The organism is Streptomyces sp. NPDC001532, assembly GCF_040298625.1.
Taxonomy (GTDB): Bacteria; Actinomycetota; Actinomycetes; order Streptomycetales; family Streptomycetaceae; genus Streptomyces.
This window is the reverse complement of record NZ_JBEPAL010000010.1, coordinates 132,496-156,102: the sequence shown is the minus strand read 5'-3', so window position 1 is coordinate 156,102 and position 23,607 is coordinate 132,496. Positions and strand designations below refer to the sequence as shown.

15 protein-coding genes are annotated in these 23,607 nt (G+C 70.8%); 1 reads left to right on the top strand and 14 read right to left on the bottom strand.

Annotation, left to right across the window (positions count from 1 at the left end):
- Window positions 1-31 precede the first annotated feature (31 nt).
- The 14 genes from dpgD to ABT232_RS12710 form a co-directional block, all read right to left on the bottom strand.
- On the bottom strand, window positions 32-853 hold the full coding sequence (gene dpgD / locus ABT232_RS12775; protein WP_351839486.1) for an enoyl-CoA-hydratase DpgD: 822 nt from the start codon (window positions 851-853) through the stop codon (window positions 32-34).
- A gap of 213 nt (window positions 854-1,066) precedes the next feature.
- Entirely contained in the window at window positions 1,067-3,646 is a 2,580-nt protein-coding gene (locus ABT232_RS12770) for an amino acid adenylation domain-containing protein (RefSeq protein ID WP_351839484.1), read from the bottom strand.
- Between the two features lie 135 nt (window positions 3,647-3,781).
- Window positions 3,782-7,498 (bottom strand): non-ribosomal peptide synthetase, encoded by a 3,717-nt coding sequence (locus ABT232_RS12765; RefSeq protein ID WP_351839482.1) that lies wholly within the window; start codon window positions 7,496-7,498, stop codon window positions 3,782-3,784.
- Between the two features lie 114 nt (window positions 7,499-7,612).
- On the bottom strand, window positions 7,613-13,300 hold the full coding sequence (locus ABT232_RS12760; protein WP_351839480.1) for a non-ribosomal peptide synthetase: 5,688 nt from the start codon (window positions 13,298-13,300) through the stop codon (window positions 7,613-7,615).
- Window positions 13,301-13,396: 96 nt separating this feature from the next.
- Window positions 13,397-13,633: an MbtH family protein gene (locus ABT232_RS12755; protein WP_351839479.1), complete on the bottom strand. Its 237-nt coding sequence runs from the start codon at window positions 13,631-13,633 to the stop codon at window positions 13,397-13,399.
- A 226-nt stretch (window positions 13,634-13,859) separates the two neighbouring features.
- On the bottom strand, window positions 13,860-14,066 hold the full coding sequence (locus ABT232_RS12750) for a hypothetical protein (protein WP_351839477.1): 207 nt from the start codon (window positions 14,064-14,066) through the stop codon (window positions 13,860-13,862).
- 133 nt (window positions 14,067-14,199) lie between these two features.
- Window positions 14,200-14,418: a hypothetical protein gene (locus tag ABT232_RS12745; protein WP_351839475.1), complete on the bottom strand. Its 219-nt coding sequence runs from the start codon at window positions 14,416-14,418 to the stop codon at window positions 14,200-14,202.
- Window positions 14,419-14,555: 137 nt separating this feature from the next.
- Window positions 14,556-15,008: an HAD-IA family hydrolase gene (locus tag ABT232_RS12740; protein ID WP_351839578.1), complete on the bottom strand. Its 453-nt coding sequence runs from the start codon at window positions 15,006-15,008 to the stop codon at window positions 14,556-14,558.
- Window positions 15,009-15,026: 18 nt separating this feature from the next.
- Window positions 15,027-16,055, bottom strand: a complete 1,029-nt coding sequence (locus ABT232_RS12735; protein WP_351839473.1) for an LLM class flavin-dependent oxidoreductase — start codon at window positions 16,053-16,055, stop codon at window positions 15,027-15,029.
- Window positions 16,056-16,119: 64 nt separating this feature from the next.
- A complete protein-coding gene (locus ABT232_RS12730) occupies window positions 16,120-18,126 on the bottom strand; it encodes an acyltransferase family protein (protein WP_351839471.1) in 2,007 nt (668 codons plus the stop codon).
- 416 nt (window positions 18,127-18,542) lie between these two features.
- Window positions 18,543-19,328, bottom strand: coding sequence for an Atu4866 domain-containing protein (locus ABT232_RS12725; protein WP_351839470.1), 786 nt, complete (start codon window positions 19,326-19,328; stop codon window positions 18,543-18,545).
- Window positions 19,329-19,603: 275 nt separating this feature from the next.
- On the bottom strand, window positions 19,604-20,572 hold the full coding sequence (locus tag ABT232_RS12720) for an NADP-dependent oxidoreductase (RefSeq protein ID WP_351839468.1): 969 nt from the start codon (window positions 20,570-20,572) through the stop codon (window positions 19,604-19,606).
- Between the two features lie 86 nt (window positions 20,573-20,658).
- On the bottom strand, window positions 20,659-21,225 hold the full coding sequence (locus ABT232_RS12715; protein ID WP_351839466.1) for a flavin reductase family protein: 567 nt from the start codon (window positions 21,223-21,225) through the stop codon (window positions 20,659-20,661).
- A gap of 218 nt (window positions 21,226-21,443) precedes the next feature.
- Entirely contained in the window at window positions 21,444-22,316 is an 873-nt protein-coding gene (locus tag ABT232_RS12710) for a helix-turn-helix transcriptional regulator (RefSeq protein WP_351839464.1), read from the bottom strand.
- A gap of 257 nt (window positions 22,317-22,573) precedes the next feature.
- Between ABT232_RS12710 and ABT232_RS12705 the strand changes: the two genes are divergently transcribed.
- Window positions 22,574-23,449 carry a helix-turn-helix transcriptional regulator gene (locus ABT232_RS12705; protein WP_351839462.1) on the top strand — a complete coding sequence of 292 codons (876 nt, stop codon included), beginning with the start codon at window positions 22,574-22,576 and terminating at the stop codon, window positions 23,447-23,449.
- The last annotated feature ends 158 nt before the right edge of the window (window positions 23,450-23,607 follow it).

The following is a 23,607-nucleotide window of genomic DNA, read 5'->3' as shown; positions in this document are numbered from 1 at the left end:
CTCGGCGTCGTCCGCGACCGATCGGCCACGGCTAGCGCGCCTGCCAGCGAGGTTCCCGCTTCTCGGCGAAGGCCCGCGGGCCTTCGACGGCGTCCGCGCTGTGCATACGGCGCTCCTCCCAGGGATAGCGGGTGGCGAAGGCGGCCTCCAGGGACAGGGCGGCCGACTTGGCGGCCGCCTCCTTGATGGCGCGAACGGAGAGCGGCGCGCAGCGCCTGAGGTCGGCGACCCACCCCTCGACACAGGCGTCGAGCTCGGCGGCCGGCACGACCTCGTTGACCAGTCCGAGTTCCCAGGCGCGGCGGGCGTCCATCGACCGGCCGGTCAGCAGGTGTCCCATGGCGGTCTTCCAGGGCAGCTGCCGGGTCAGCCGGAAGACGCCGCCCGCGCCCGCCATGAGGCCGAGTCTGGCCTCGGGCAGGGCGAAGGTCGCGCCCTCGGAGGCGACGACGATGTCGCATGCCAGGACGAGCTCGAATCCGCCGCCCAGCGCGTATCCCTGGACTTTGGCGACCACGGGCTTGACGAGGTCGAAGCGTTCCGTCAGTCGCGGCCAGCCGGGTTTTCCGCGACTGCCGAAAGTGGCTGGTCCGGATGTGCCGTCCTGGTCTCGGGAGGCCAGTTCCTTCAAGTCCTGGCCGACGGAGAACGCCCGGGAACCCGCCCCGGAAAGAACGGCGACCCACATGTCGTCATCAGACTCGAAATCGTCCCACACTTCAGCCAGTTCCTCGTGCATGCGCACATCCATGGCATTGAGCACCTCCGGCCTGTCGAGCGTTATCCGGGCAATGTGGTCCTTCTTTTCGTAACGCACTCTCGACAGCTGTGGTGCAGAATTCTCGAACTCCATTGATTCTCACAATCTTGTGCGAGGTGCCGGGTCGTGGAAGGCTTTGTCCATGGAGCCTTCCGAGCATCACGCCGAAGCCGATCAGCCGAATCGACGACCCGGACAGTGCAATGAGCCGGCCGCCCCCGTGAAGGACGGGGACGGCCAGGACGACACCAACCTCGTGTGGTCGGCCTATATCTACTTGCGTATGTCCTGTTAGCCGGTTGCCGATTAACGCATCGCCGGGGCCGGCCGCGCGCTGCCGTCGGCCACGGCCACGACGGCCAGCGCGGCGGGGCTCTGCTCCTCGAAGACCTGGCGAGCGGTGAGGAGGAGGCCCGCCTCGCGGGCACCGGACACCACCCGCATCGCCATGAGCGAGTCGCCGCCGAGCGCGAAGAAAGAGTCGTCGGCACCAACGCTCTCCACTCCGAGCACGTCCGCGAACACGGTGCACAGCACCGCCTCGGCGGGCGTCCGCGCCGCTCGCTCCCCGCCCGCTCCGAGGCCGGGGGCGGGCAGGGCGGCCTTGTCGAGCTTGCCGTTCACGGTGAGCGGCAGCGCCTCCAGGACCACGATGGCTGGCAGCATGTAGTCGGGCAGGCGGGCCTCGGCGAAGGCCCTCAGGGCCGCGGGGTCCGCCGCACGACCGGCGGCGGGAACGACGTAGGCGACCAGGCGCCGGTCGCCCGGCCGGTCCTCGCGGACCACGACCGCGACCTGTGCCACGCTGTCGTGGGCCGCGATCACCGCCTCGATCTCACCCGGCTCCACCCGGAAGCCGCGGATCTTGACCTGTTCGTCCACCCGGCCGACGAACAGCAGCCGGCCGTCCTCGGTCAGGCGGGCGAGGTCGCCGGAACGGTACATCCTGGCGCCGTCGCCGAAGGGGCACGGGACGAACCGCTCGGCGGTCAGGCCCGGACGGCCCACATAGCCACGCGCCAGCCCCGGGCCGGCGACGTACAGCTCGCCCGTCTCGCCGGGCGCCGCGAGCCGGAGGGCGTCGTCGAGGACGTACACCTGGGCGTTGCTGAGCGGTCGGCCGATGGCCGGCGGCTGGTCCTCGGGGGTGATGGCCGGGTCGACCACTTCCGCGGTGGTGATCACGGTCGCCTCGGTGGGACCGTAGGTGTTCCACACCTGTGCCTGTGCGGTCCAGCGGCTCGCCAGGGCCGCGTTGAGGCGTTCCGCTCCGAGCACCCAGTTCTTGACGCCCGGTACGGAGGACGGCTCCAGGACACCGAGCAGGGAGGGGACGACGCTCGCCACGCTCACCCCGGCGGAGTGGACCATCTTCGCGAGGGCCTCCGGTTCGGAGCGTTCCTCGCGGGAGGCGATCGCCAGCGTGCCGCCGGCCGCGAGCGTGACCGCCAGGTCCAGCACCGCCGCATCGAAGCTGAACGAGGCGAACTGGAGGGCGACGACACCTTCGAAGACCCCGAGCACCGGACGCATCGCCTCGGCCAGGTTCACCACCCCGTGGTGGGCGATGGCCACTCCCTTGGGGCGTCCCGTCGAGCCGGAGGTGTAGATGACGTAGGCGAGCTGGCGCGGATCGAGGACGGTGTCCGGCGGTTCGGCGGACTCGGCCGCGACAGCCTCCGCGGCCTCGTCCAGCAGGATGATCCGAGCACCGTCCAGTGGCATGCCCTCGACGGTCGCGGCCGTGCCCAGCACCACCGCGGCACCGCTGTCGCCGACCATGTAGCCCAGCCGTTCGACGGGGTACTCCGGGTCGAGCGGCACATAGGCGCCACCCGCCTTCCACACCGCCAGGATCGCCACCACCATGTCGACCCCGCGTGGCAGGCACAGCCCGCACCTGGTCTCCGGACCGACACCGAGGCTCGTCAGATACCGGGCCAGCCGGTTCGCGCGCGCGTCCAGTTCGGCGTAGGTCAGCACATCGGAGCCGCTGCGCACGGCGGCAGCGGTCGGCGCACGGTCGACCCACGCGCCGAACAGATCGAGCAGAGTCCCTGACGGGATCGGCCGGGCAGTCGAGTTCCACTCCGCCACCGTCCGGGACCAGTCGGCCCCGTCGCGCCCGGTGCTCGCTGCCGCCGGGCGGTCGGCCGGCGTCGGGCGCGTCGGGCGGCGGTCCGCCGGGGCGCCGACCCGTGCGGCGATCTCCTCCAGGAGCGACGCCGGGCGTTCGGTCAGATACATGTGGCCGCCGGGCAGCTCCGCCGTCGCGAAATCGCCGTGGGTCACCGCGCTCCACTGCTCCAGCCGGTCGCGTGAGATGAGGAGGTCGTCGGTGCCGCGCAGCGCGGTGACCGGTATCGGCAGCCGGAGGTCACCGGTGGGGGGCCGGTAGCGCTCGTGCATCACGGTGTCGGCCCGCAGCAGCGGCACCAGCAGGGAACGGAGTTCGGGATTGTCGAAGGCGCCGTGGCGGTAACCGGTGATCTCTTCGACATGAGCGGCGAGCGCGTCGTCGTCGAGCGCGCTGTCCGGCGGGCTCTGGTCCCAGGGGCCGGCCGCTCCGCTGACGAACAGATGCACCAGCCGGTCGAACTTCCGGGCCCGCAGTTCCCGCGCGGTCTCGTACGCCAGGACGGCACCCAGACTGTGTCCGAAGAGCGCGACCGGGCTGGTGTCGTCCTCCATCAGCAGGATCGTCTCCACCGCCGCGTGCCGCGCCGCGTGCCGCACATCGGTGTACGGGTCCTCGTTGAAGAGTTCCTCGCGTCCCGGCAGCTGGGGAGCCACCACACGGACGCCGGGCACTCCCAGACGGTCCCAGGGGCGGTAGAACCCCGCTCCGCTCCCCGCGAACGGCAGGCACACCAACGTGAAGAACATGTCCACACCTCTTCCAAGTCGTTCCGCCCGTACCGGCCGGCGCGGCGCGGGCGTGTTCCGTAACCGGCGGCGAACCGAGCGAACACAGCCGAAGGCCCACGGGTCGGTTCCGCCCCGGGGAAGGGCCCGCGGCCCTCAGTGGGCCCCGTGTCCCTCGCGGGAGGCCGACAGCGACGGGCGGGCCGGGCGTCCGCTGTCGATGAGTCCGGCGATCCCTGCGGGTGTCGGACTGTCGAACAGGGCGGACAGCCGCACTTCCACACCGAAGGTGTCCCTGATGCGGTTCACCAGCCGGCTGGCGTGCAGCGAGTGGCCTCCCAGAGCGAAGAAGTCGTCGTCGGCGGAGACCTGATCGCATTCGAGGATGTCGGCGAAGAGGTCGCACAGCCACCGCACCCGCACTTCGGGGGCCGGCTGCCTGGGCGTCCCGCCACCCGAGCCGGCTGCGTTCGACGCCCCGCCCGCGGGAGGCTCGACGGCGGGCGGGCGGTCCGGCTCGTGGGCACCGAAGGTGGCGCCGTCGGTGGTGAGCAGCTGTGTGAGTCCGGCCGGCGTGGGGTTGTCGAACAGCAGCCGCACGGGCGGCTCGACGCCCAGCAGGGCCTCGATGCGCCGGGTCAGCCGGAGGGCGGTCAGGGAGCCGCCTCCGAGGTGGAAGAAGCTGTCGTCGACGGTCACGTCGGGTACGCCGAGCACCTCGGCGTAGATCTCGCACAGCGACTTCTCCAATGCAGTGCGCGGCGCACGGCGCACGGCGTCGCGGGTGGGCCGGGGCAACGCCGCTCGATCCAGTTTCCGGTTGGGGTTGAGCGGCATCTCGTCGAGCTGCACGAAGGCCCACGGCACCATGTAGTCGGGCAGCGCCTCGGCGACATGCGCGCGCAGCGCGGCCACGTCCAGGGGACCGGACTGCGAGACGACGTAGGCGACCAGGCGCTTGGTCCCGGGACGGTCCTCGACGGCGAGCACGGCGGTCCGGGCCACGCTCGGGTGGCGCCGCAGCACAGTCTCGATCTCGCCCAGCTCCACCCGGAACCCGCGGATCTTCACCTGGTGGTCGACGCGGCCCAGGAAGACGAGGCTGCCGTCCTTGCGTCGGCGCACCAGGTCCCCGGTGCGGTACATCCGGGTCCCTGGAGCGTCGAACGGGTTGGCGACGAAGCGGGAGGCGGTCGGGGACGGGCGGTTCAGGTATCCGCGGGAGAGCTGTTCACCGGCCAGGTACAGCTCGCCGACCACACCCACCGGTACGGGTTGCAGGCGCCCGTCGAGGACGTAGCCCCGCATGTTGCCGATCGGCCTGCCGAGGAGCGGTTCGTCCGGCCAGTCGTCCACGTTCGGCGGGAAGGACTGGGCGATCGCCAGATGGGTCTCGGTGGGTCCGTAGTAGTTGTCGAGCCGACGGCGCGGGGGTGTGAAGAAGGTCTTGAGGCGTGGCGAGAGAGTCAGGGCCTCGCCGCCCTGCGCGATCATCCGTAGTTCGGGGAACTCGGCACCGGTGCGCTCGGACACCTCGCAGAGCGCGTCCAGCACCAGATTCGGCAGATTCATGTCGTGGACCCGATGGTCGGCCAGCCACTGGGCGAAGAGCTCGACGTCGCGCCGCACCTCCTCGGGCGGCACGACGAGGCAGCCACCGCTGGTGGTGGCGAAGAGCACCTCGAACGCGGACGTGTCGAAGCTAAGGGAGGAGAACTGCGCCATCCGCCCGGGCGTCAGCGTCGTCTCGTACCAGGTCAGCAGGGACACCAGGGAAGCGCCTGGCATCACCACCGCCTTGGGGCGGCCGGTCGAGCCCGAGGTGTAGATGACGTAGACGGGATGCCCGGGCAGCAGTGGCCGCACCCGGTCGGCATCGGTGATGTCCGTCGCCGGCAGGTGCGCGACATCGACGGGTTCTGTCAGGGTCAGGACCGGCCGGGCGTCCTGGAGCATGTACTGGATGCGTTCGCCGGGGTAGCCCGGGTCGATGGGCAGGTAGGCGCCGCCGGCCTTGAGCGTCGCCCAGAGCGCCACGATGACGTCGACCGAGCGCGGCATCGCCAGTGCCACCACGCTCTCCGCACCGACACCGTGGCTGATCAGGTGGCGGGCCAGCTGGTTGGCACGCGCGTTGAGTTCGGCGTAGGTGAGGACGGTGTCGCCCATCTGGACCGCGGGCAGGTCGGGGGTGCGGGCGACCCGGGCCTCCAGCATGTCGGGCAGGGTGAGGGCGGGGACGTCGAACGAGGTGTCGTTCCACTCGACGAGAAGTCTGTGCCGCTCGGCCGCATGGAGGATGTCGATCCGGCCGATCCTGCGCCGGGGGTCCTCGGCCACGGCGGAGAGCACTCGCGACAGCCGCTCCCCCACTTCTCGCGCGGTCGCCGCGTCGAAGAGGTCGCGGCTGTATCCGACGCGCACGTCGATGCCGTCGAGGGTGCCGTCCCCGGCACGGCGCTCGCCGAACTCGAAGGTGAGGTCGTATCCGGTGGGGACGGGCGGGTCTTCGTGCAGCCGTGCTTCGAGGCCGGCCAGGCCGAGCGGCGGGAGGCACGTCCGCATGGTGAGAAGGACTTGGAAGAGCGGGTGCCGGGAGAGCGAGCGCGGCGGGTTGATCGTCTCCACCAGTCGCCGGAAGGGCAGATCCCGGTCGGCGTACGCGTCGAGGTTCGCCTCGCGGACCCGCGCCACCAGATCCTCGAAGGCCGGATCGCCGGAGATGTCCGTGCGCAGGACCAGCAGGTTGGAGAACTGGCCGATCGCCTCGTCCGGTGCGCCCTCGGGCCGGTTCTCGGCCCGGGTGCCCAGGGGTATGTCGTCACCGCCGCCGAGTCTGCCGAGCAGAACGGCCACCGCGGCCTGGAGGACCATGAACATCGTGCCCTGCCCGGCCCGGGCCACCGCGGCGAGTGCGCGATGCTCGGCGGCCCGGACACGGAACCGGATCTCACCGGTGTCATGCGACGGATTTCCCGGCCGGGTGCGGTCGTGCGGGAGGCCGAGTTCGTCGGGCATTCCCGCAAGTGCCTTCCGGCGTGCCTCAAGGCGCCCCGGGTCGAACGGTTCCGGGCGATCCGCCTCTTGCCGACGGGCGAGGCCGAAGGAGCCGGGCAGCGGCCGGCGCCATGACAGGGCGGTCCCGTTCCGCCTCGCCGTGTAGGCCGTGCCGATGTCCCTGGCCAGGAGTGCGAGGGAGGGCTCGTCCACGGCGATCCTGTGCGTCAGCAGGAGCAGCGTGTGCTCCTCCGGCGTGACTTCGAGGAGCCACGCGCGCAGCGGAGTCTCCCGGCTGAGGTCGAAGGCGTACGAGGAGAGGTCCGCGAGTCTCGTGTCCAGCTCGCTCCGCGCGACCCGTTCGACGTGGAAGGCCGCACGGGCCTCGATCAGCTTCAACGCCGATCCACCGTCGACGCAGACGGTGCGCAGCGCCTCGTGCCGGAGGACCACGTCGTCGACCGCGGCCCGTAGCGACTCCCGGTCCAGCGGGCCGCCGAGCCGCACTGCCAGCGGCAGGGTGCGGCCGGGGCCCGGCCCGTGGAGCCGCTCCAGGAACCACACCCCTCGCTGCGCGTCCGACAACGGTGCACGGTCCCCCGACGGAGCGGTGGCCGGCCGGGGGGCCCGCGGGCTGTCGCCCGCCGGCGCCGGCCGGGCGTCCAGCAGGGCGTCCAGGGCGGCGGGGGTCGGCGCGTCGAAGACGTCCCGCAGGTCCAGCCGGGCACCGAACTCCGCTCGGAGGCGGTCGACCAGCCGCATCGCCGTCAGCGAGTCACCCCCCAGTGTGAGGAAAGAATCCTCCGCCTCCACCGATGCCACACCCAGGACGTCCGCGAACACCTCGCGCATACCCGGCCGAGTCTTGTCGTCCACGCTCACCATCACCACTTGTCGGGAGTTCCGGCAGGCCAGGAACATCTGTTCGGTAGATCCACGCTATCGGCGCGGCGCGCCGGGACCGGCGGTACGAGCGGCAGACCGAAGGCATCAGCCCTGCGCGCCGTCGTCCTGCCGACCGGTCGCAGGCCGCTCCGGGCGGTTCCCGGACAATGCCTCGGTGACCACGGCGCCGATCCGGGCGGCCGTTTCCGGATCGGCCATCTCCTGGTGCCCGCACGGCATGTCGTGCACCAGGAACCGGCCGTCGACGAACTCCTTCCACAGCTTCGGTGACGGCAGTTCGCCCGCGTCGCCCATGGCGCGGAAGAAGTGGACGTCCCCGCTGTACGGGCCTGGGACGAAGCGGTTGGCGAGGTCGATGTGGTGGGTGGTTGCGGCGAGGGCGGCGCGGATCGTGCTCTCGTCGAACTCGCCCAGGATCAGGTCCTCGGTGCGCAGGAACCGCACAGCGTCCTCGACGTCCCGCAGCCGGTGGTCGGCCGTCAGCCGGGAGATGTCGTGCAGAAGCGAGGACACCGCCTTGTGGAGGTCGGGCGGCTCGGCGTCGCCCGGCGGCACCGGGTAGGAGTCCAGGAGGGCGAGGAGACCGACGTCGTCACCGTCCTGGAGCAGCTGTGTCGCCATGGCATGCGCCACCAGCCCGCCGAAGGACCATCCCAGGAGGTGGTACGGACCGTGGGGCTGCACCTTGCGGATCGCGGCCAGGTAGCCGTCGGCCATGGCCTCGACGGTCGCCGGCCGCGGCGGTTCCCCGTCGGCCTGGAGACCGTACACGGGCCGGTCCGCGGGGACGTGGCGGAGGAAGTGCGAGTAGCACCAGCTGAGGCCCATCGCGGGGTGGACGAAGAACAGCGGAGGCCGCTCGCCGGTGGTCCGCAGGGGCAGGAGCGTCAGGTTCCTCTCCCGTTCGGCCATCCGCGTCTGCCGGATCAGGCCGGTCACGGTAGGGGCTCGGAAGAGGTCTCTCACCGCGACCTGGACGCCCAGGGACGACCGCAGTTCCTCCACCAGTTCGGCGGCGAGCAGCGAGTACCCGCCGAGATCGAAGAAGTTGTCCTCCGGGCCGACGGACGGAACTCCCAGAACCTTCGCGAAGACCGCCGCGACCGCCTCCGTGTACCGGCCGACCGCCGCGTCCTCGGGCGCCCCGGGGTTTCGGTCGCCCTCGGTCCGGCCGCGCTCCGGCTGGTGCGGGAGGCCGGCCGGGCTGCCCGCCCCGTGCTCCTCGTCCACGCGCTCTCCGGTGATCCGCCGGGCGGGGTCCGCCGCGAACTCGGCCACCAGCGCGGCGAACTCCTCGGCCATGGCGCGGGCGGTGCCGTGGTCGAACAGGGCCGTGTCGTACTCCAGCGCTCCGGTGATGCCGCCGGGCCTGCCGTCGGCGGTCCGGTGCTGGGTCAGGTTCAGGGTGAGGTCGAAGGTGGGCGCGGAGGTCTCCAGCGCGGTCACCTCCGTGCGCAGCCCTGCCAGTTCGGTCCGGAGGGCCGCATGCGAGGTGGCGACGCTGAACATGACCTGGAAGAGCGGGTTCGGGGCGATCGTGCGCGGCGGGTTGACCGCGCGGACGACCAGCTCGAACGGGACGTCCTGGTGCATGGTCGCTTCGAGGTCGGTCTCCCGCACCCGGCCGAGCAGCTCGCGGAAGGTCGGCTCGCCACTGGCGTCGACACGCAGGACGAGAGTGTTGACGAACATACCGACGAGGTGGCGCAGAGCGTCGTCGTCGCGGCCCGAGGCGTTGATGCCGATCGGGATGTCGGTTCCGGCGCCGTTGCGGTGCAGCAGGCTGACGAAGGCGGCGTGCAGCACCATGAACAGGGTGGCCTGGTGGCTCTGCGCCAGTTCGACGAGCCGGGCGTGGAGGTCGGCGTCGATGCCGACGGTGACGCGGGCGCCGTGCCGGCCGGCGTCCTCCGGTCGCGGCCGGCCGGTGTCCGACCCCGGCGGTCCGGGCAGATCGCGCAGGGTCTCGACCCAGTAGTCGAGGTGCTCGTCGCGTATCCGGCCGGTGACGTCGTCCGCGGCGAACAAGGACCGCTGCCACAGCGCATAGTCGGCGTACTGGACGGGCAGTGGCGGCCAGTCCGGCGACTGCCCGGCGGAGCGGGCGGCGAAGGCGGTGGCCAGGTCGGAGAAGAGCAGATCCACCGACCATCCGTCGGCCGCGATGTGGTGGAAGTTCAGCATGAGCACGTGCTCCTCGGCCCCGGTGCGCAGCAGCAGGGCACGCAGCGGAAGCTCGGCGGAGAGATCGAAGGGACGGTCCGCCTCCGCTCGCAGCTGCTCGTCCAGGCGGTCGGGTTCGCAGTCCCGGACCTCCCAGAAACCCGGCTGCCAGGTGCGGTGGTCCAGCAGGACCTGGTGCGGTTCGCCGTCGGCGGTCCGGTAGACCGTGCGCAGCGGTTCGTGCCGGTCGATGACGTCCTGGAGGGCGAGGCGCAGTGTCTCGGGGACCAGGGCGCCGGACAGCCGCACGGCGTAGGGGTTGTTGAAGGCGCTGGTGAGTCCGTTGAACCTCTGGACGAAGGCGAGTCCGTGCTGCTGGAAGGCGAGCGGGACGCGCTCCGGGCGGGCGACGGGGACGAGCGCGGGACGGTCGGCGGACGCCTCGCGGGCCACTCGGGCCAGATCGGCAGGTGTCGGGTGCTCGAACACGTCCCGCACGTGCAGCTCCACGCCGAGCACCGAGCGCGCGCGGTTCACCAGCTGGGTGGCGAGCAGCGAGTGGCCTCCGAGTTCGAAGAAGCCGTCTCCGGGATTCACCAGTGGCACACAGAGCACCTCGGCGAACAGGTCGCAGAGGATCTGCTCGCGGGTCGAGATCGGGGCCTGTCCGCCCGGCCGGGCGCTGCCGCCGGGCGCGGGCAGGGACCGGACGTCGAGCTTGCCGTTCACCGTCAGCGGGAGGTCGTCGACGAGCACGACCGTCGGCACCATGTACGGGGGAAGCGCCTGCTGAAGACGACTGCGCAGTTCGCTCGGGGACACACCGGTTTCGCCGGCCACGACATAGGCGACCAGCCGCTTGTCCCCCGGCCTGTCCTCGCGGACGACGACGGCGCTGCGCACGACGCCGGGGTGCTGGGCGAGGGCGGACCTGATCTCACCCAGTTCCACCCGGAAGCCGCGGAGCTTGACCTGCTGATCGGCTCGGCCCACGTACTCCAGGCCGCCGTGGCGCGTCCAGCGGACCAGGTCTCCGCTTCGGTACATCCGTTCGCCGGTGCCTTCGAAGGGGCAGGCCACGAAGCGTTCCGCTGTCAGCGCGGGCCGGTTGAGGTAGCCGCGGGCCAGCTGGGGTCCTGCCAGGTACAGCTCGCCGACGACGCCGACCGGAACCGGCTTCAGCCCTTGGTCCAGCACGAACGCTCGCAGTCCCGCGAGGGGCCGTCCGACCGGACTGCGGCCCGCGGCCTCGGCCGCCATGCCAGCGTCGAGCGCCAGATGAGTGCTGTGCACCGTCGTCTCCGTGATGCCGTACATGTTGACCAGCGTCACGCGGTCGTCCGGATGCCGTTCGTACCAGGCGCCGAGCTGCGCGAGGTCAAGGGCCTCCCCGGCGAAGATCACGGTGCGCAGGGACAGTTCGGGCGTCCTTCGGGCGTCCTCCTGGGCCAGCGGGTAGAAGGCGGACGGCGTCTGGCACAACACGGTCACCCGTTCCTCGGCCAGCAGCATCAGGAAGTCCAGGGGCGACCGGGACACGTCGTAGGGGATGGTGACCAGGGTGCCTCCGTGGGCGAGGGCTCCCCACATCTCCCAGACGGCCACGTCGAAGGCGTACGAGTGGAACCAGGACCACACGTCGTCGGGGCCGAAGGCGAAGTGCTGACGGGTGGCGTTCAGAAGTGCCACCACGGCTGCGTGTGCGACCGCGACGCCCTTGGGACGTCCCGTGGAGCCGGAGGTATAGATCACGTACGCCGGATGGCGGGCGTCCAACGCGGTGCTCCGGTCGGCGTCGGTGAGGTCGGCGGGGTCCTGGGCGGCGAGTTGCGCCTCGGTGGTGGGCTCGCCGAGCCGGATGCACGCCGCCGGCCACTCGGGCAGTGCGGCGCCCGCGGACTCGGACGTGATCACTTGGCTGGGCCGCGCCTCCTCCAGGAGGACGGCGATGCGCTCGGCCGGATGGCTCGGGTCGACCGGCAGATAGGCCGCTCCGGTCTTCAGGACGGCGAGCAGCGCGACGGCCAGGTCCGCGGAGCGGTGCAGGAGCACGGCGATCCGGTCCTCCGGGCCCGCTCCGCCGTCACGCAGCAGCCGCGCGAGCCGGTTGGCGCGGGCGTTGACCTCCGCATAGGTGTGCCGCGCCGCGCCGTCCACCACCGCGACGGCTTCCGGGCGGCAGGCGACCTGCGCCTCGAACAGCGCGGTCAGATGGGTGGTGGGAGGGTCGCCGAGCGTGCCCGCCCAGTCGGTGAGCAGCAGATCACGCTCCGGCCAGTCGAGCAGGTCGATGTCCTGGATCGCGATGCCCGGATCGGCGGCCACGGCGCTCAGCACCCGGACCAGACGCTCGGCGCCGGCCCGTACCGTGGCCTCCTCGTAGAGGTCGGCGCTGCCCTCGACCGTCACCACGAGCGGGCCTGGCGTTCCGTCGTCTCCGCGGCGCGCGCCGAAGCCGAACGCGAGGTCGAGCTTCGCGCTGCCGATGTCCACGGCATGGACGCGTGTGCGGAGCCGGGGCATCCGGGGTGGCGACGCGTCACCGTCGGCCAGGGTCATCAGCACCTGGAAGAGCGGATTGCGCTTGCTGGAGCGCGCCGGATTCAGCTCCTCGACCACCCAGTCGAACGGGACGTCCTGGTGGGACCAGGCGGCGAGGTCCGCCTCACGGACGCGCTGGAGCAGCTCGCGGAAGGAGGGGTTGCCCGTGACGTCGGTGCGCAGGACGACCGTGTTGACGAAGAAGCCGACGAGGTCCTCCAGCGCCTCGTCGTCCCGGCCCTCGACCGGCACGCCGATCGGGACGTCCTCACCCGCGCCGGTGCGGGCCAGCAGGATGGCGACCGCCGCGTGCAGCACCATGAACAGGGTGCTGCCGGTCTCCTGGGCGACCTCCAGCAGCCGGGTGTGGAGCTCTGCGGGACAGTCGACGGTGTGGGCCACGCTGCGGTGCGTCGGGGTGGTGGGCCGAGCGCGGTCCGGCCGGATCAGCGCCTCCTCCGGCAGACCTGCCAGTGCCTGGCGCCAGTAGGCCAGTTGCCTGGCCGCCTCGCTCTCCGGGTCCGAGCGGCTGCCGAGCACGTCGCGCTGCCAGGCGGCGTAGTCGCGGTACTGCACGGGCAGCGGATCCCAGTCGGGTGCCCGGCCCTCCAGGCGAGCCCGGTACGCCTCGCCCAGATCCCGCCACAGTGGCCGTTGAGAAGCGCCGTCGGTGGCGATGTGGTGCATCGACAGCAGCAGTACGTGGGTGCGCGCGCCGACGGTGAGCAGGTGGGGCCGGAACGGGCGGTCCTGGCCGAGGTCGAAGGGTGCGCGGGCGAGCCGGACCAGCGTCGCGTCAAGGTCCGCCTCGGCGACCTGTGTCTCCGGCAGTGCCGCTCCGCCGTCCTCAGGGTCGAGCACCCGCTGGCACAGAGCGTCGTCGACGACCTCGAAGACGGTGCGCAGGCTCTCGTGGCGGGCCGCCACATCGCTCAGCGCGAGCTGGAGAGCCTCTCGGTCCAGCTCTCCTTCCAGCCTCAGGGCGGCCGGCACGTTGTAGGTCGGCGACCGGTCCTCCTGCCGGCTCAGAAACCACAGGCCCTGCTGTCTGACGGAGGGTGCGAACAATCTGGGCTCCAATTTCCTCGGGCGGGGCGGGGGTGCGTCGAGCGGCGGGAGCGGGTTGCCGCGCCGTTCCCGGCAGCGCCGGAGAGACGGCGCTGCCTACGCCCGCGCGGCCCCGGCCCGGTCCGCCCGCTCCATGGCCTCGACGAGAGAGGCCGGCCGCATGTCCGTCCAGTGCGTGTCGATGTACTCCAGGCAGTTCTGCCGGGTGTCCGCGCCGTGCACCGCCGTCCAGCCCGCAGGGACGTCGATGACCGCGGGCCAGAGCGAATGCTGCCCCTCGCCGTTCACCAGCACGAGGAATTCGCCGTCCGCATCGTCGAACAGAGCGCTCACAGATCTCCACCTCGCGCATGCCGTGCTTGCCTGATCATGTCGGGGCACCACGGTAGGAGAACGTCGGGCGCCGGATCGGCAGCGTGGGCGGCGCTCTGGGGGCAGTTCCGACCAGGCCTGACCGTGCAGCGTCTTGACGTGGGCGAGGACGGAGGCGAGGCGGCCGGCGCGGCCGCCGATCACGCGCTGGACGGTGTCGGACGGGACGGCGGCGAGCAGGCCGGCGCTATGGATGCCGTAGTCGCGCAGTACTGCGGCCTGGCGGGGGGCCGATGCCGTGCAGGGCCTGGACCGGGAGCTGGGCGAGCCAGCCGGTCACCAGCCCGGGTCCGACGGTGAGGACACTTCCGGGCTCAGGGATCTGGGCGGAGGCGGTGGCGGCGACGGTGATGGACGAGCCGATCCCGACGCGGACGTCGGCACCAATCAGCACCGCAGCACTTCACCCACGTGCGCTTCGTGGAAGGCGGCGAGCACCACCTCGACGGTCTCCGGAATGCCGGTGATCTCCCTCGCGGGCTCGGCCGCTTCCTGGCCGAGCCCCGCTCCTCAGTGGTCGTGCAGGGTCACCGGCGGCGCTTTGCCGCGACCGTACGCCCCTCCACCCCCGCCCGGCGCCCGGCGCCCGGCGGACATTCCCCGGCGCCGCGCACCGGCGTGCCCAGTGCGTAAGCCGTCACGGCTTGCTTCAGTCTCTTAAACATGGCCGGGGTGACGACGCGCATGCCGGGCCCCGCGGTGACCTTGACGTCGCCGACCCGGCTGGGGTTCAGCATCACCGGCACGGCCTCCACCTCAGGGTTGTGATCGTCGGGACCGGCACCGACTCCTCACGCCTCTGCCGGCACCCGGGGCCGAGCCGAACACGCAGAAGCGGGCTGATCACCTGGTCGGTAACCGTGAGAGACCGGCCAGGCCGACGTCATTCGAGCGGGACCCGCCCTGCGGCCAGCGGCCTGGCATCCAGATGAGCTGCGATGCGCGTGACGGTCCGGGCGTTGTCCTCGAACAGATGCGCCTGCACGCCCGCCGCCTGGGCGGCCTCAATGTTGACTGCGGCGTCGTCGATGAACAGGCAGTTCTCCGGACGCACGTCCAAGCTGGCGCATGCGGCCTCGAAGGCACGCACGTCGGGCTTCTCGATGCCGATCTCGTGCGAGTAGACGATCTGCTCCACCAGCTCATCGAAGTGATAAAGCGCGATGTCCGTCCGTTCGGCGGCCTCGACCGCGGTCACCGCGGTCGCGCCGGGCGTGACGACTTCGACGATGAGGGCGGTCTTCGCCGGGTCGCCGGAGCCGGCGATCAGGACGTCGTAGCCCGCGCGGACGGCCGGCCGAGCGAGCACGGTGCCGAGCTTGCCGGCGCCGAGAATGCCGAGGGTGGTCGTGGCTCAGCCCGCCAGGATGTCGCGGACCATGGGTGCCACCTTCGCGCCGAAGAGTTCGACGGCGCGGACACGGGCCGCGGCAGGTTGGGGTCCGGCGCTGTAGATCATGTCGAAGCGTCCGACGCCGAGCGTCTTGACGGCACCAGCGATCTTGCGGGCGACCGTCTCCGGCGCGCCGATGTAGAGGGATCCGCTCTCGACCTCGGCGTCGAACTCGGCTCGGCGCAGGGGCGGCCAGCCGCGCAGCGCCCCGATCCGGTCCCGGATCACTTTGTAGGCCGGGTAGAACAGTTCCTTGGCCTCTTCGTCGGTGTCCGCCACGAATCCGGGCGAGTGCATGCCGACGGGGTGTGCGACCGTGCCGAGTTGCTCGGTGGCGCGTCGGTAGAGGTCGACGTACGGCCCGAAGCGCGCGGGGCTGCCGCCGATGATCGCGAGCATGAGGGGCAGCCCGTGTCGTGCGGTGCGTACGACGGATTGCGGTGAGCCGCCGACGCCGACCCAGGTGTCCAGGCGTCCGGTCTCGGTCTTCGGGAAGACGTCGGCGTCCTCGAGGGCGGCGCGGGTGGTGCCGCTCCAGGTGACGGGCTTTTCGTCGAGCAGTTTCACGAAGAGATCGAGTTTCTCCTCGAACAGGATGTCGTAGTCGCTCAGGTCGTAGCCGAACAGGGGGAAGGACTCGGTGAACGAGCCGCGGCCGAGGATCACCTGGGCCCGGCCGTTCGAGACGGCGTCCACGGTCGCGAAGCGCTGGAAGACGCGGACGGGGTCGTCGGAGCTGAGCACGGTGACGCCGGAGGCGAGCTTGATGCGCGAGGTGCGGGTGGCGATCGCGGCGAGCACGGTCTCCGGGGCGGAGATCGAGTACTCCGGCCGGTGGTGCTCCCCCACGGCGATGACGTCGACGCCGAGTTCGTCGGCGAGCACGGCTTCGTCCACGACCTGCCGGATCGCGGCAGCGTGGGAGACGGCGAGGCCGGAGTTCTCGGGGACGTCGCCGAATGTGTCGAGGCCCAGGACGAGGTCTGCCATGGGAGTCACCCTCCTGAAGTTGTTGATGCTTGAACCATACCTCGCTTTGCTGATGCGTCAACAATCAAGGGAGGGGTCGCGCGGACCCGTGCGGGCCGCCGGTGATCCCCAGGCGCCGCAGTTCCGCCCGGAACACCGGCGTCAGCGCCTCCGCGTAGGACTCGGCCACATGGCTCTCGTCGCGGTAGACGAAGGTGTCCTCCACGACCGCCGGGCATCTGCCCGCCGTCGGGCACAGCCAGGGCTCGGGATCGACGACTGCGGCACCGGCACGTCGGGCCGCGGTCCGGCCGGCCTCGCGCAGGGTCGGGGACCTCACCGCCTCGTCTCGGCCCGCCTCGCACTCCCCCAGGTCCAGGGGATGACGAGCCGCGCACTCGACGGCATCACCCTTCGGCCAGGGATTGTCGAGCAGCACGGCCACGCGGTCGGCGTCCCGGCTCAGCCGCCGGTAGAGACGCTCGTAACCCGCCGTCCACTCCCGCAGCGGATCGTCCATACGGCCCACCGGCCTGGCGGACTCGGAGGACGAGGCGACGACCAGCATGGGCCGCAGCTGCGAGATCCGCCGAAACGCCCTCTCCTTCCAGGTGTCACACGCCGTGTAGGGCCCGCCGTCGGCGACGATCGGGATGTCCGCGGTCTTGCAGGACGCCTTCGTCAGCGACACCAGCTTCCACCCGTTCTCCCTGCTGATCCGGTCCAGCGCGGGAAACCACTGCGCCGCGTGGGAGTCACCGAAGAGGACGACGACCGTGTCGGAGGTCCGGTCCCCGTAGACGCACTCCGGCGACCGCGTGGCGGCGTAGCTCACGTGACAGCTGTCCCGGTAGACGGCCGACCGCTTGTCCTTGATGCCAGGCAGCGACGGCGAGAGGTTCGCCGGCAGTCCCGTCACCGGCCTGCTGAGAAGCTCGGCCAGCCGGGCCCGCGGGTCCTGGGCCGAGGCGAGGGTCTCGCTCAGCCGCGGCGCCCGCGCACCGGAACTGATCGCCGGCGGGAAGGAGGCCGCCACCAGGGTGACGCCCATGACGCCCGCCGACAGGGCCAGACCGAAGGCCATCGCCGCACCGGGCCGACGGCGCAGCCCGCCGTGGAGGCGGAGCGGGTTCTCCACCAGGCTCAAGGTCACCCGCGCCAGGAGCAGGGCGACCACAGCCATGCCGAGCAGCAGTTGGGGAGTGGCCGTGCGGTTCAAGGCGGCCGGGCCGAGCACCAGCAGCGGCCAGTGCCACAAGTACCAGCCGTACGACACATCCCCGATCCAGGTCGCGGGACGTACGGCGAGCAGCCGTGAGGCACGGGTGGGGCGCGGACGACCTCCGCCCGCGATCACCAGCGCCGCTCCGAGTACGGGCGGCAGCGCGAAGTGACCGGGAAACGGAGTGCTGTCGTCGTACAGCACGGACGACATCACGATGGCGGACAGTCCGAGCCACACGCCCGCCGCGGACACCGGGCGCGGCAGCCGCGCGAGCGCCCCGGCGCAGAAGGCCAGCAGGCCGCCGACGCCCAGTTCCCAAAGCCTCGTGTGGGGACCGAAGTACGCCCACGAGGAGGAGGTCGCCGTCGCGTCCACGGCCAGGACGTACGAGGCCAGGCACAGCGCGCCCAGGGGCAAGACCCTCAGCCAGGGGCGCCGCAGCACCTTCCAGGTCGACACAAGGAGCACCGGCCACAGCAGGTAGAACTGCTCCTCCACCGACAGCGACCAGTACTGCCGGAACGGTGACGGCGCATCACCCTCGTTGAGATAGTCGATGCCCGCGGTGGCCAGGTCGACGTTCATGACGTACAGGGCGGCAGCCAGCGCGTCGTGAAGGAACTCGTCATAGCGCAGCTTGGAGGCGAAGAGCCGGCAGCCGGTGAGGGTGACCAGGCAGACCAGGGTCGCGAGGGGGAGGATGCGGACGGCGCGTCTGCCGTAGAAGCGCCGCAGCGCGAACGATCCGGACCGGTTGGCCTCCCGCAGCAGGCCAGAGGTGATCAGGAAGCCGGAGATGACGAAGAAGACATCGACCCCGACATAGCCGCCGGCAACATACGGAACCCCGGCGTGGGCCAGCACCACGAGGGTGACGGCCAGGGCGCGCAGGCCCTGGATGTCGCGTCGGAAACCGGGGTGTGGCCGGCTGACGGTACGGAGCGGGCGGGGCCGCGCATCTCGGGGACTTCGGTCTGGTGTTTCCTCCCGATCGGCGCGGGAGACGATGGCGCTGTATTTCACACCGCGGGCTGTCCACAGGAAGAGGGGTGTCCCGGTGAGACGGGTCACACGGCGGGCAAGTGGGCCTGAGCCGCCGTGACTTGGCCCGCGCCAGCAGGGCTGCCGGTGACGGCTGAGGCTTCGGCCCGCACGAGCTGCGCCGGCGGTGACGGCTGAGGCTTCGGCACCCGCGAGCAGCGTCGCCCGTGACGGGTGGGGCGGCCGCCGCCTGCCGCCGCCCCGGCATCGGTACGCACGGGCCCCGGCGTCACCGCTCCCGCTCAGCCGAGCTTCATGACATAACCCGCGTGGTGCAGTTCATCGCCGCGGAACTCGCCGAACGCCCAGAAACCGAGGTCGTCCAGGTAGTCGATGCGATCGCCGTCGACCCAGTACCGGCCCCGGTAGGCGTGCGGTCGGCCACCCCTGGTCTCGTCGTAGCGGCCGTCGGCCGTGAGCTGCTGGTGGAGGAAGTCCTCGCGGTCGATCCAGACGCCGACGCGCGGGCTGCCGGTGAGGTCCTGCGGGGCGGGAATGCCCGTGGTGGGCGGCGTGGCTCGGTCCGGGGCGTCGGTGCCGGCCCACAGCACCGGTTCGCCTGCAGCGAGCAAGGCACGGACCTGCTCGGGCTCGGAGAAGAGCGTCGCCATGGCGCCCGGCACGTCCTCGGCGCACTCGGTGGGCACGATCAGCAGGTCGGCGGTGTTTCCCGGCGTCAGCGTCGCTACGTACCCCGACCGCCGGCGGCGCCCTCCGGCCAGGGCGACGGCATCCACCACGGCGGGGACGACACTCGTCCCGGCGCAGTCGACGACGATGGCGTTGTCGTCCTGAGCCGCGGTGATGATGCCTGGACCGACGCCGACGACCGTGGAGCCGACCAGCAGGACGTCCGCCTCGGTCATCGTCCCGATCAGGGGGTCCATGGTGATCACACGGGCGTTGGTGAACAGCACGGGGCGGCCTGTGCTGTTGTGCACGATCTCGTCGAAGGCCTTCGGGTTCCACCTCACCCTGTCCGTGGCGGTGGCGGTGGCGGTGGCGTTGGCGTTGGCGTTGGCGCGCATCGCTTGCTCCTCGCAAAAGGGTCCCTCCCGACCAGGTTCCTGGCGCTTTCCGTCCGGGCCGGTGATGACCGTGGTGTGCAGCTCCGCATGGCTGCTGGACAAGAGCATCGCCACGCGGCGCTGCCCGAGCCAGGCCGGGCTGTGCCTAGGTGCGGGCCACCCAGGCAGCGGCTAGGGGGTGTGTCGTACGCGCATGGACGGCTCGTGAGGGCACGAGGGGGCATGGAGGTGGGTTTCCTGGGGTACGACGCACCGGTCCCGCCGTGCGCGACCGGTCAGGCCAAGGTTCTGATCCGCTCGGCCATGGCGTGGCGTTCCGCTTCTGGAACGAGGCTCAGAATGATCTTTCCCCGGGTGTGCCGCCGCTCGACCTGACGGTAGGCGTCCTGGACGCGTTCCAGTGGGTAGACGGCGCTGATGGGAACCGTCAGCAGTCCCTGGGAGACCAGTGCGGCCAGCTCGGTGACGACCTCGGGAGAGAAGGCGCCTTCCTGGGCTTCGCTGAGGACGCCGTAGCGGCGTACGGCGCGTCCGTCGGCGATGGTGTTGATGCGGTGTGGCGGCACTCCCAGGGTGATGGCGGTGTCGACGTTGCCCTGCCCGAAGGTGTCGATGTAGGCGTCGATGCCCTGAGGGGCGAGACCGCGCAGTCGCTCGGCGAGCCCTGGGCCGTGCTGTACGGGGATGACGCCGAGGGTTCGAAGGAATTCGGCGTTGTGGGGGCCGGCTGTGCCGATGACGGTGGCTCCGCGCACGTGCGCCAGTTGGGCGGCGAGGGAGCCCACTCCTCCGGCTGCCGCGGACACGACGACGGTTTCGCCGGGTCGCGGAGCGACGGCGTCGACCGCCGCCCAGGCGGTCACTCCCACCGCGGACAGCGGTGCCGCGGCTTCCCATGAGATGTCGGCGGGTTTCGGTGTGAGGCCGGCAGCCGGTGAGACGACGTAGTCGGCCTGCGCGGCCCGGGGCCGGTAACCGATGACCTCGTCCCCGACCGCGAACTCGCTCACCCCCTCCCCCAGGGCGACGACCCATCCGGCGAAGTCGTTGCCCTGGCCCTCGGGGAAGCGGGCCGGCCAGATGTCGGCGAAGACGCCTTGCCTGATGCCGGCCTCTCCCGGGTTGACCGGGGCGACGACGACACGGACGAGGACCTCTCCGGGGCCCGGGTCGGGCCGCGGCACGTCATGGATGCCGAGCACCTCGGGACCGCCGTACTGCGAGAACTTCACTGCTCTGGGCATGCTCGTCTCCTGGGTCCGCGAGTGGACTGGCCGTGACCGGTTGCCACTGTAGCCCTTTGTTGACCCATCAACAAAGCGGGGGGTGCTTACAGCAGGTACTGCCACTTGGTCATGCGGGCCTTGAGGTCCATCACCGGCCCGTCGACCGTGAATGTCCCGTCGCCGCGGTGGTGGAGCAGACGCGGATCAGGCTGTGAGGGATCGGTCCACGCCCTGACCGGCTCCAGGAGGAAGAGGTTGTATGCGTCGACCAGGCTCGCGTCAGCCACCCGGCATTCGATGTTGGCATGACACTCGGCGATGAGCGGCGCCTGCACCTTCTCGCCGGCCACCGCCGTGAGGCCGAATTCCCGGAACTTGTCGACCTCGCTGCCCGAGCAGTTGCCGATGTCGACAACAGTGGCGGCCATGTCCGCCGCGGGAACCGAGATCACGCATTCGCCGGTCTCCAGGAGCGCCTGGTAGCTGTGGTCCCAGGGCCCGACGGTACAGGCGATGATCGGCGGGGCATGGCGCATCATCATGTTGAACCCGTTGGTCATGACGTTGGGCGTTCCGTGCTGCCGCGTACTGATGAGGATGACTGGGCCGGGTTCGATCAGCCGGTGCACTCGGTCCAGGGGATGGGCCTGGAGATCGTCGACGGTGATCATGTCCGCTCCTTCGCTCTGCGTGACGCACCCGCCGAATCCACGGGCGCGGCCTCTCACCTCTCGATGGTCGGTCGGGAGCGCGGGGCGGGGAAGGCTGGACTGCTCCTGGGTGCACCACTGCCAGGCTGCGTATCAGCGCTGATCACGGCTCCCGGCCGCCCCGTCACGCCGCGCGCGGAGGACCGATGCGTGCGGCGTGGCGGGACGGCCTCGGCCCGTTACGCGCTGTCCGCCGTCAGCACGGATGCCGATGTGACGTTCGGGGCCTCCTTCGGCGGCGTGGCCAGGGCGCGAAGCGTCTGGAAGGCCGCGGCCGTCGGGCTGGCCGGCTCCGCTTGATAGGCCACCAGTTGCTGGTGCGGCGCGCCGTTGACGGTGAAGGCGGCAAACGCGATGTGCAGGTCCCCGACGTCGGGATGCCTGAGGTGCTTGCCCTCCTGGGACTTGCTCTTGACCTCGTGGAGCTGCCAGAGCTCGGCGAACTCCGCGCTCGCCGCGGAGAGTTCCTCCACCACCTCGGCGATACGGGCGGAGTCCGGATCATGTCCGTAGGCAGCCCGGATCTCGGCCACACAGGAGTGCGCCGCCCGCTCCCACTCCTGGTAGAAGTCGCGGCCCGCGGGATCCACGAACACCATCCTCGCCAGGTTGTCGAACGCGTCGAAGCCGCCGTGCAGCGCGGTGGCCAGGGAGTTCGCGGCGAGGACATCGAGGGCCGGGCCGAGCACGAAGGCAGGTGTGTGCTCCCATCCGTCCATGAGCCGCAGAAGCTGCCCGCTCACCTCGGCGTCCCCATGGGCACGGCGACGCTGCGAAGCGGCCAGACACAGTCGGTTGAGATGGTCGGTCGCCTCCGGGTTCAGCTTGAGCGCCTGCGCGACCGCTTCCACGACCTGCGGAGAAGGACTGCTCTCGCGCCCCTGCTCCAGCCTGATGTAGTAGTCAGAGCTCACCCCGGCCAGGAGCGCGACTTCCTCCCTGCGCAACCCCGGGACGCGGCGCCGCCCATGCTCGGGCAGACCGACGTCATGCGGTTTCAATGCCTCACGGCGGGCTCTGAGAAATTCGCCCAAAGGCGTCCCATTGCTCATTGCCCCAGATTAGACCGAACGTGGCTGGATTCGAGTGTCGTACAGGTAATATGGCGCGACGGCACTTACCCCTTACGCTGCGTAGTGGACCGTCTTGGTTCCTGGGATTCGCCGCGGTCAAAGCTCCTTAGTTCCCTCCAGCCGGATCCGAGGCCTCTCCCGGATCTCATCGCCGCTCTCGCTCTTCGCGATCCTGGGTGTGATGCACCCACGTTCCGCGGGTCCTTTCGCGGGCACTTCCCTCTAGCCTCGATGACATGAACAAGGACAAGCACCCTGACTCGACGGAAGGGCTGGGCCGGTTTCTTCGCTCCCGACGGGAACAGCTCACCCCCGCGGCCGTGGGCCTGCCCAGCACGGGACGCCGACGGGTGCCAGGCCTGCGGCGAGACGAAGTGGCAGCGCTGGCGGGCGTCAGCGCCAGCTACTACATGCGACTGGAACAGGGCCGCGAACTCAACCCCTCACGGCGGGTTCTGGAAGCCGTGGCCCGGGTCCTGCAACTCGGTGACGACGAACGGCTGCGCCTGTTCCGGATGGCGCAGCCGTCGACACGGCGGATGAAGTCCCCCGCACGAGTCGAGCACGCCAGTCCTCCTCTGCTCCACCTGATCACGACCTGGAACAAGACACCGGCATTCATCATCGGTCACGCTCAGGACATCCTGGCCATGAACGACCTCGCGGCGGCCCTGTACTGCGACTTCGGCCAACGGGACAACGTCCTGCGCATGCTCTTCCTCGATCCCGCGGCCAAGGCCTTCTACCGCAACCCCGAGCGAGCCAGACACCGCGCCGTGGCCGATCTGCAGCAGACAGCCGCCCAGACGCCGGACGATCCGCGCATCCTCGAACTCGTCGGGGAACTGGCCGTGCGCAGTGGCGACTTCCGCTCCCTGTGGGCGCGGGAGTACACACGAGTGCCGCCGTACGAGGTCAAGCAGATGCACCACTCGTCGGTGGGCGAACTGGAGTTGCGGCATGAAGCACTCAACATCCGCAGTGCCCCCGGTCAGCAGCTCATCATCCTGCAAGCGGAACCCGGCTCGTCCTCGGCCGACGCACTCGCCCTGCTCGGCTCCATCGCCGCGCCGGCGCTCCCTCGGGCCCATGGTCCCGGCGCCGAGAGCTGAGGATGCGCGATCTCCGGGCAGGCACCTGAAGGCGCCTGCCCGGAATGCCGCAGTGAGCCTGCGGTCGAATTCCAGGAACGCCTCTCCCAGGTAATTCGCGGCCTACTTCCTCGCCAGGCCGACGGCCACCCTTTTCTCGGCACCCGGAGAAATCCGGG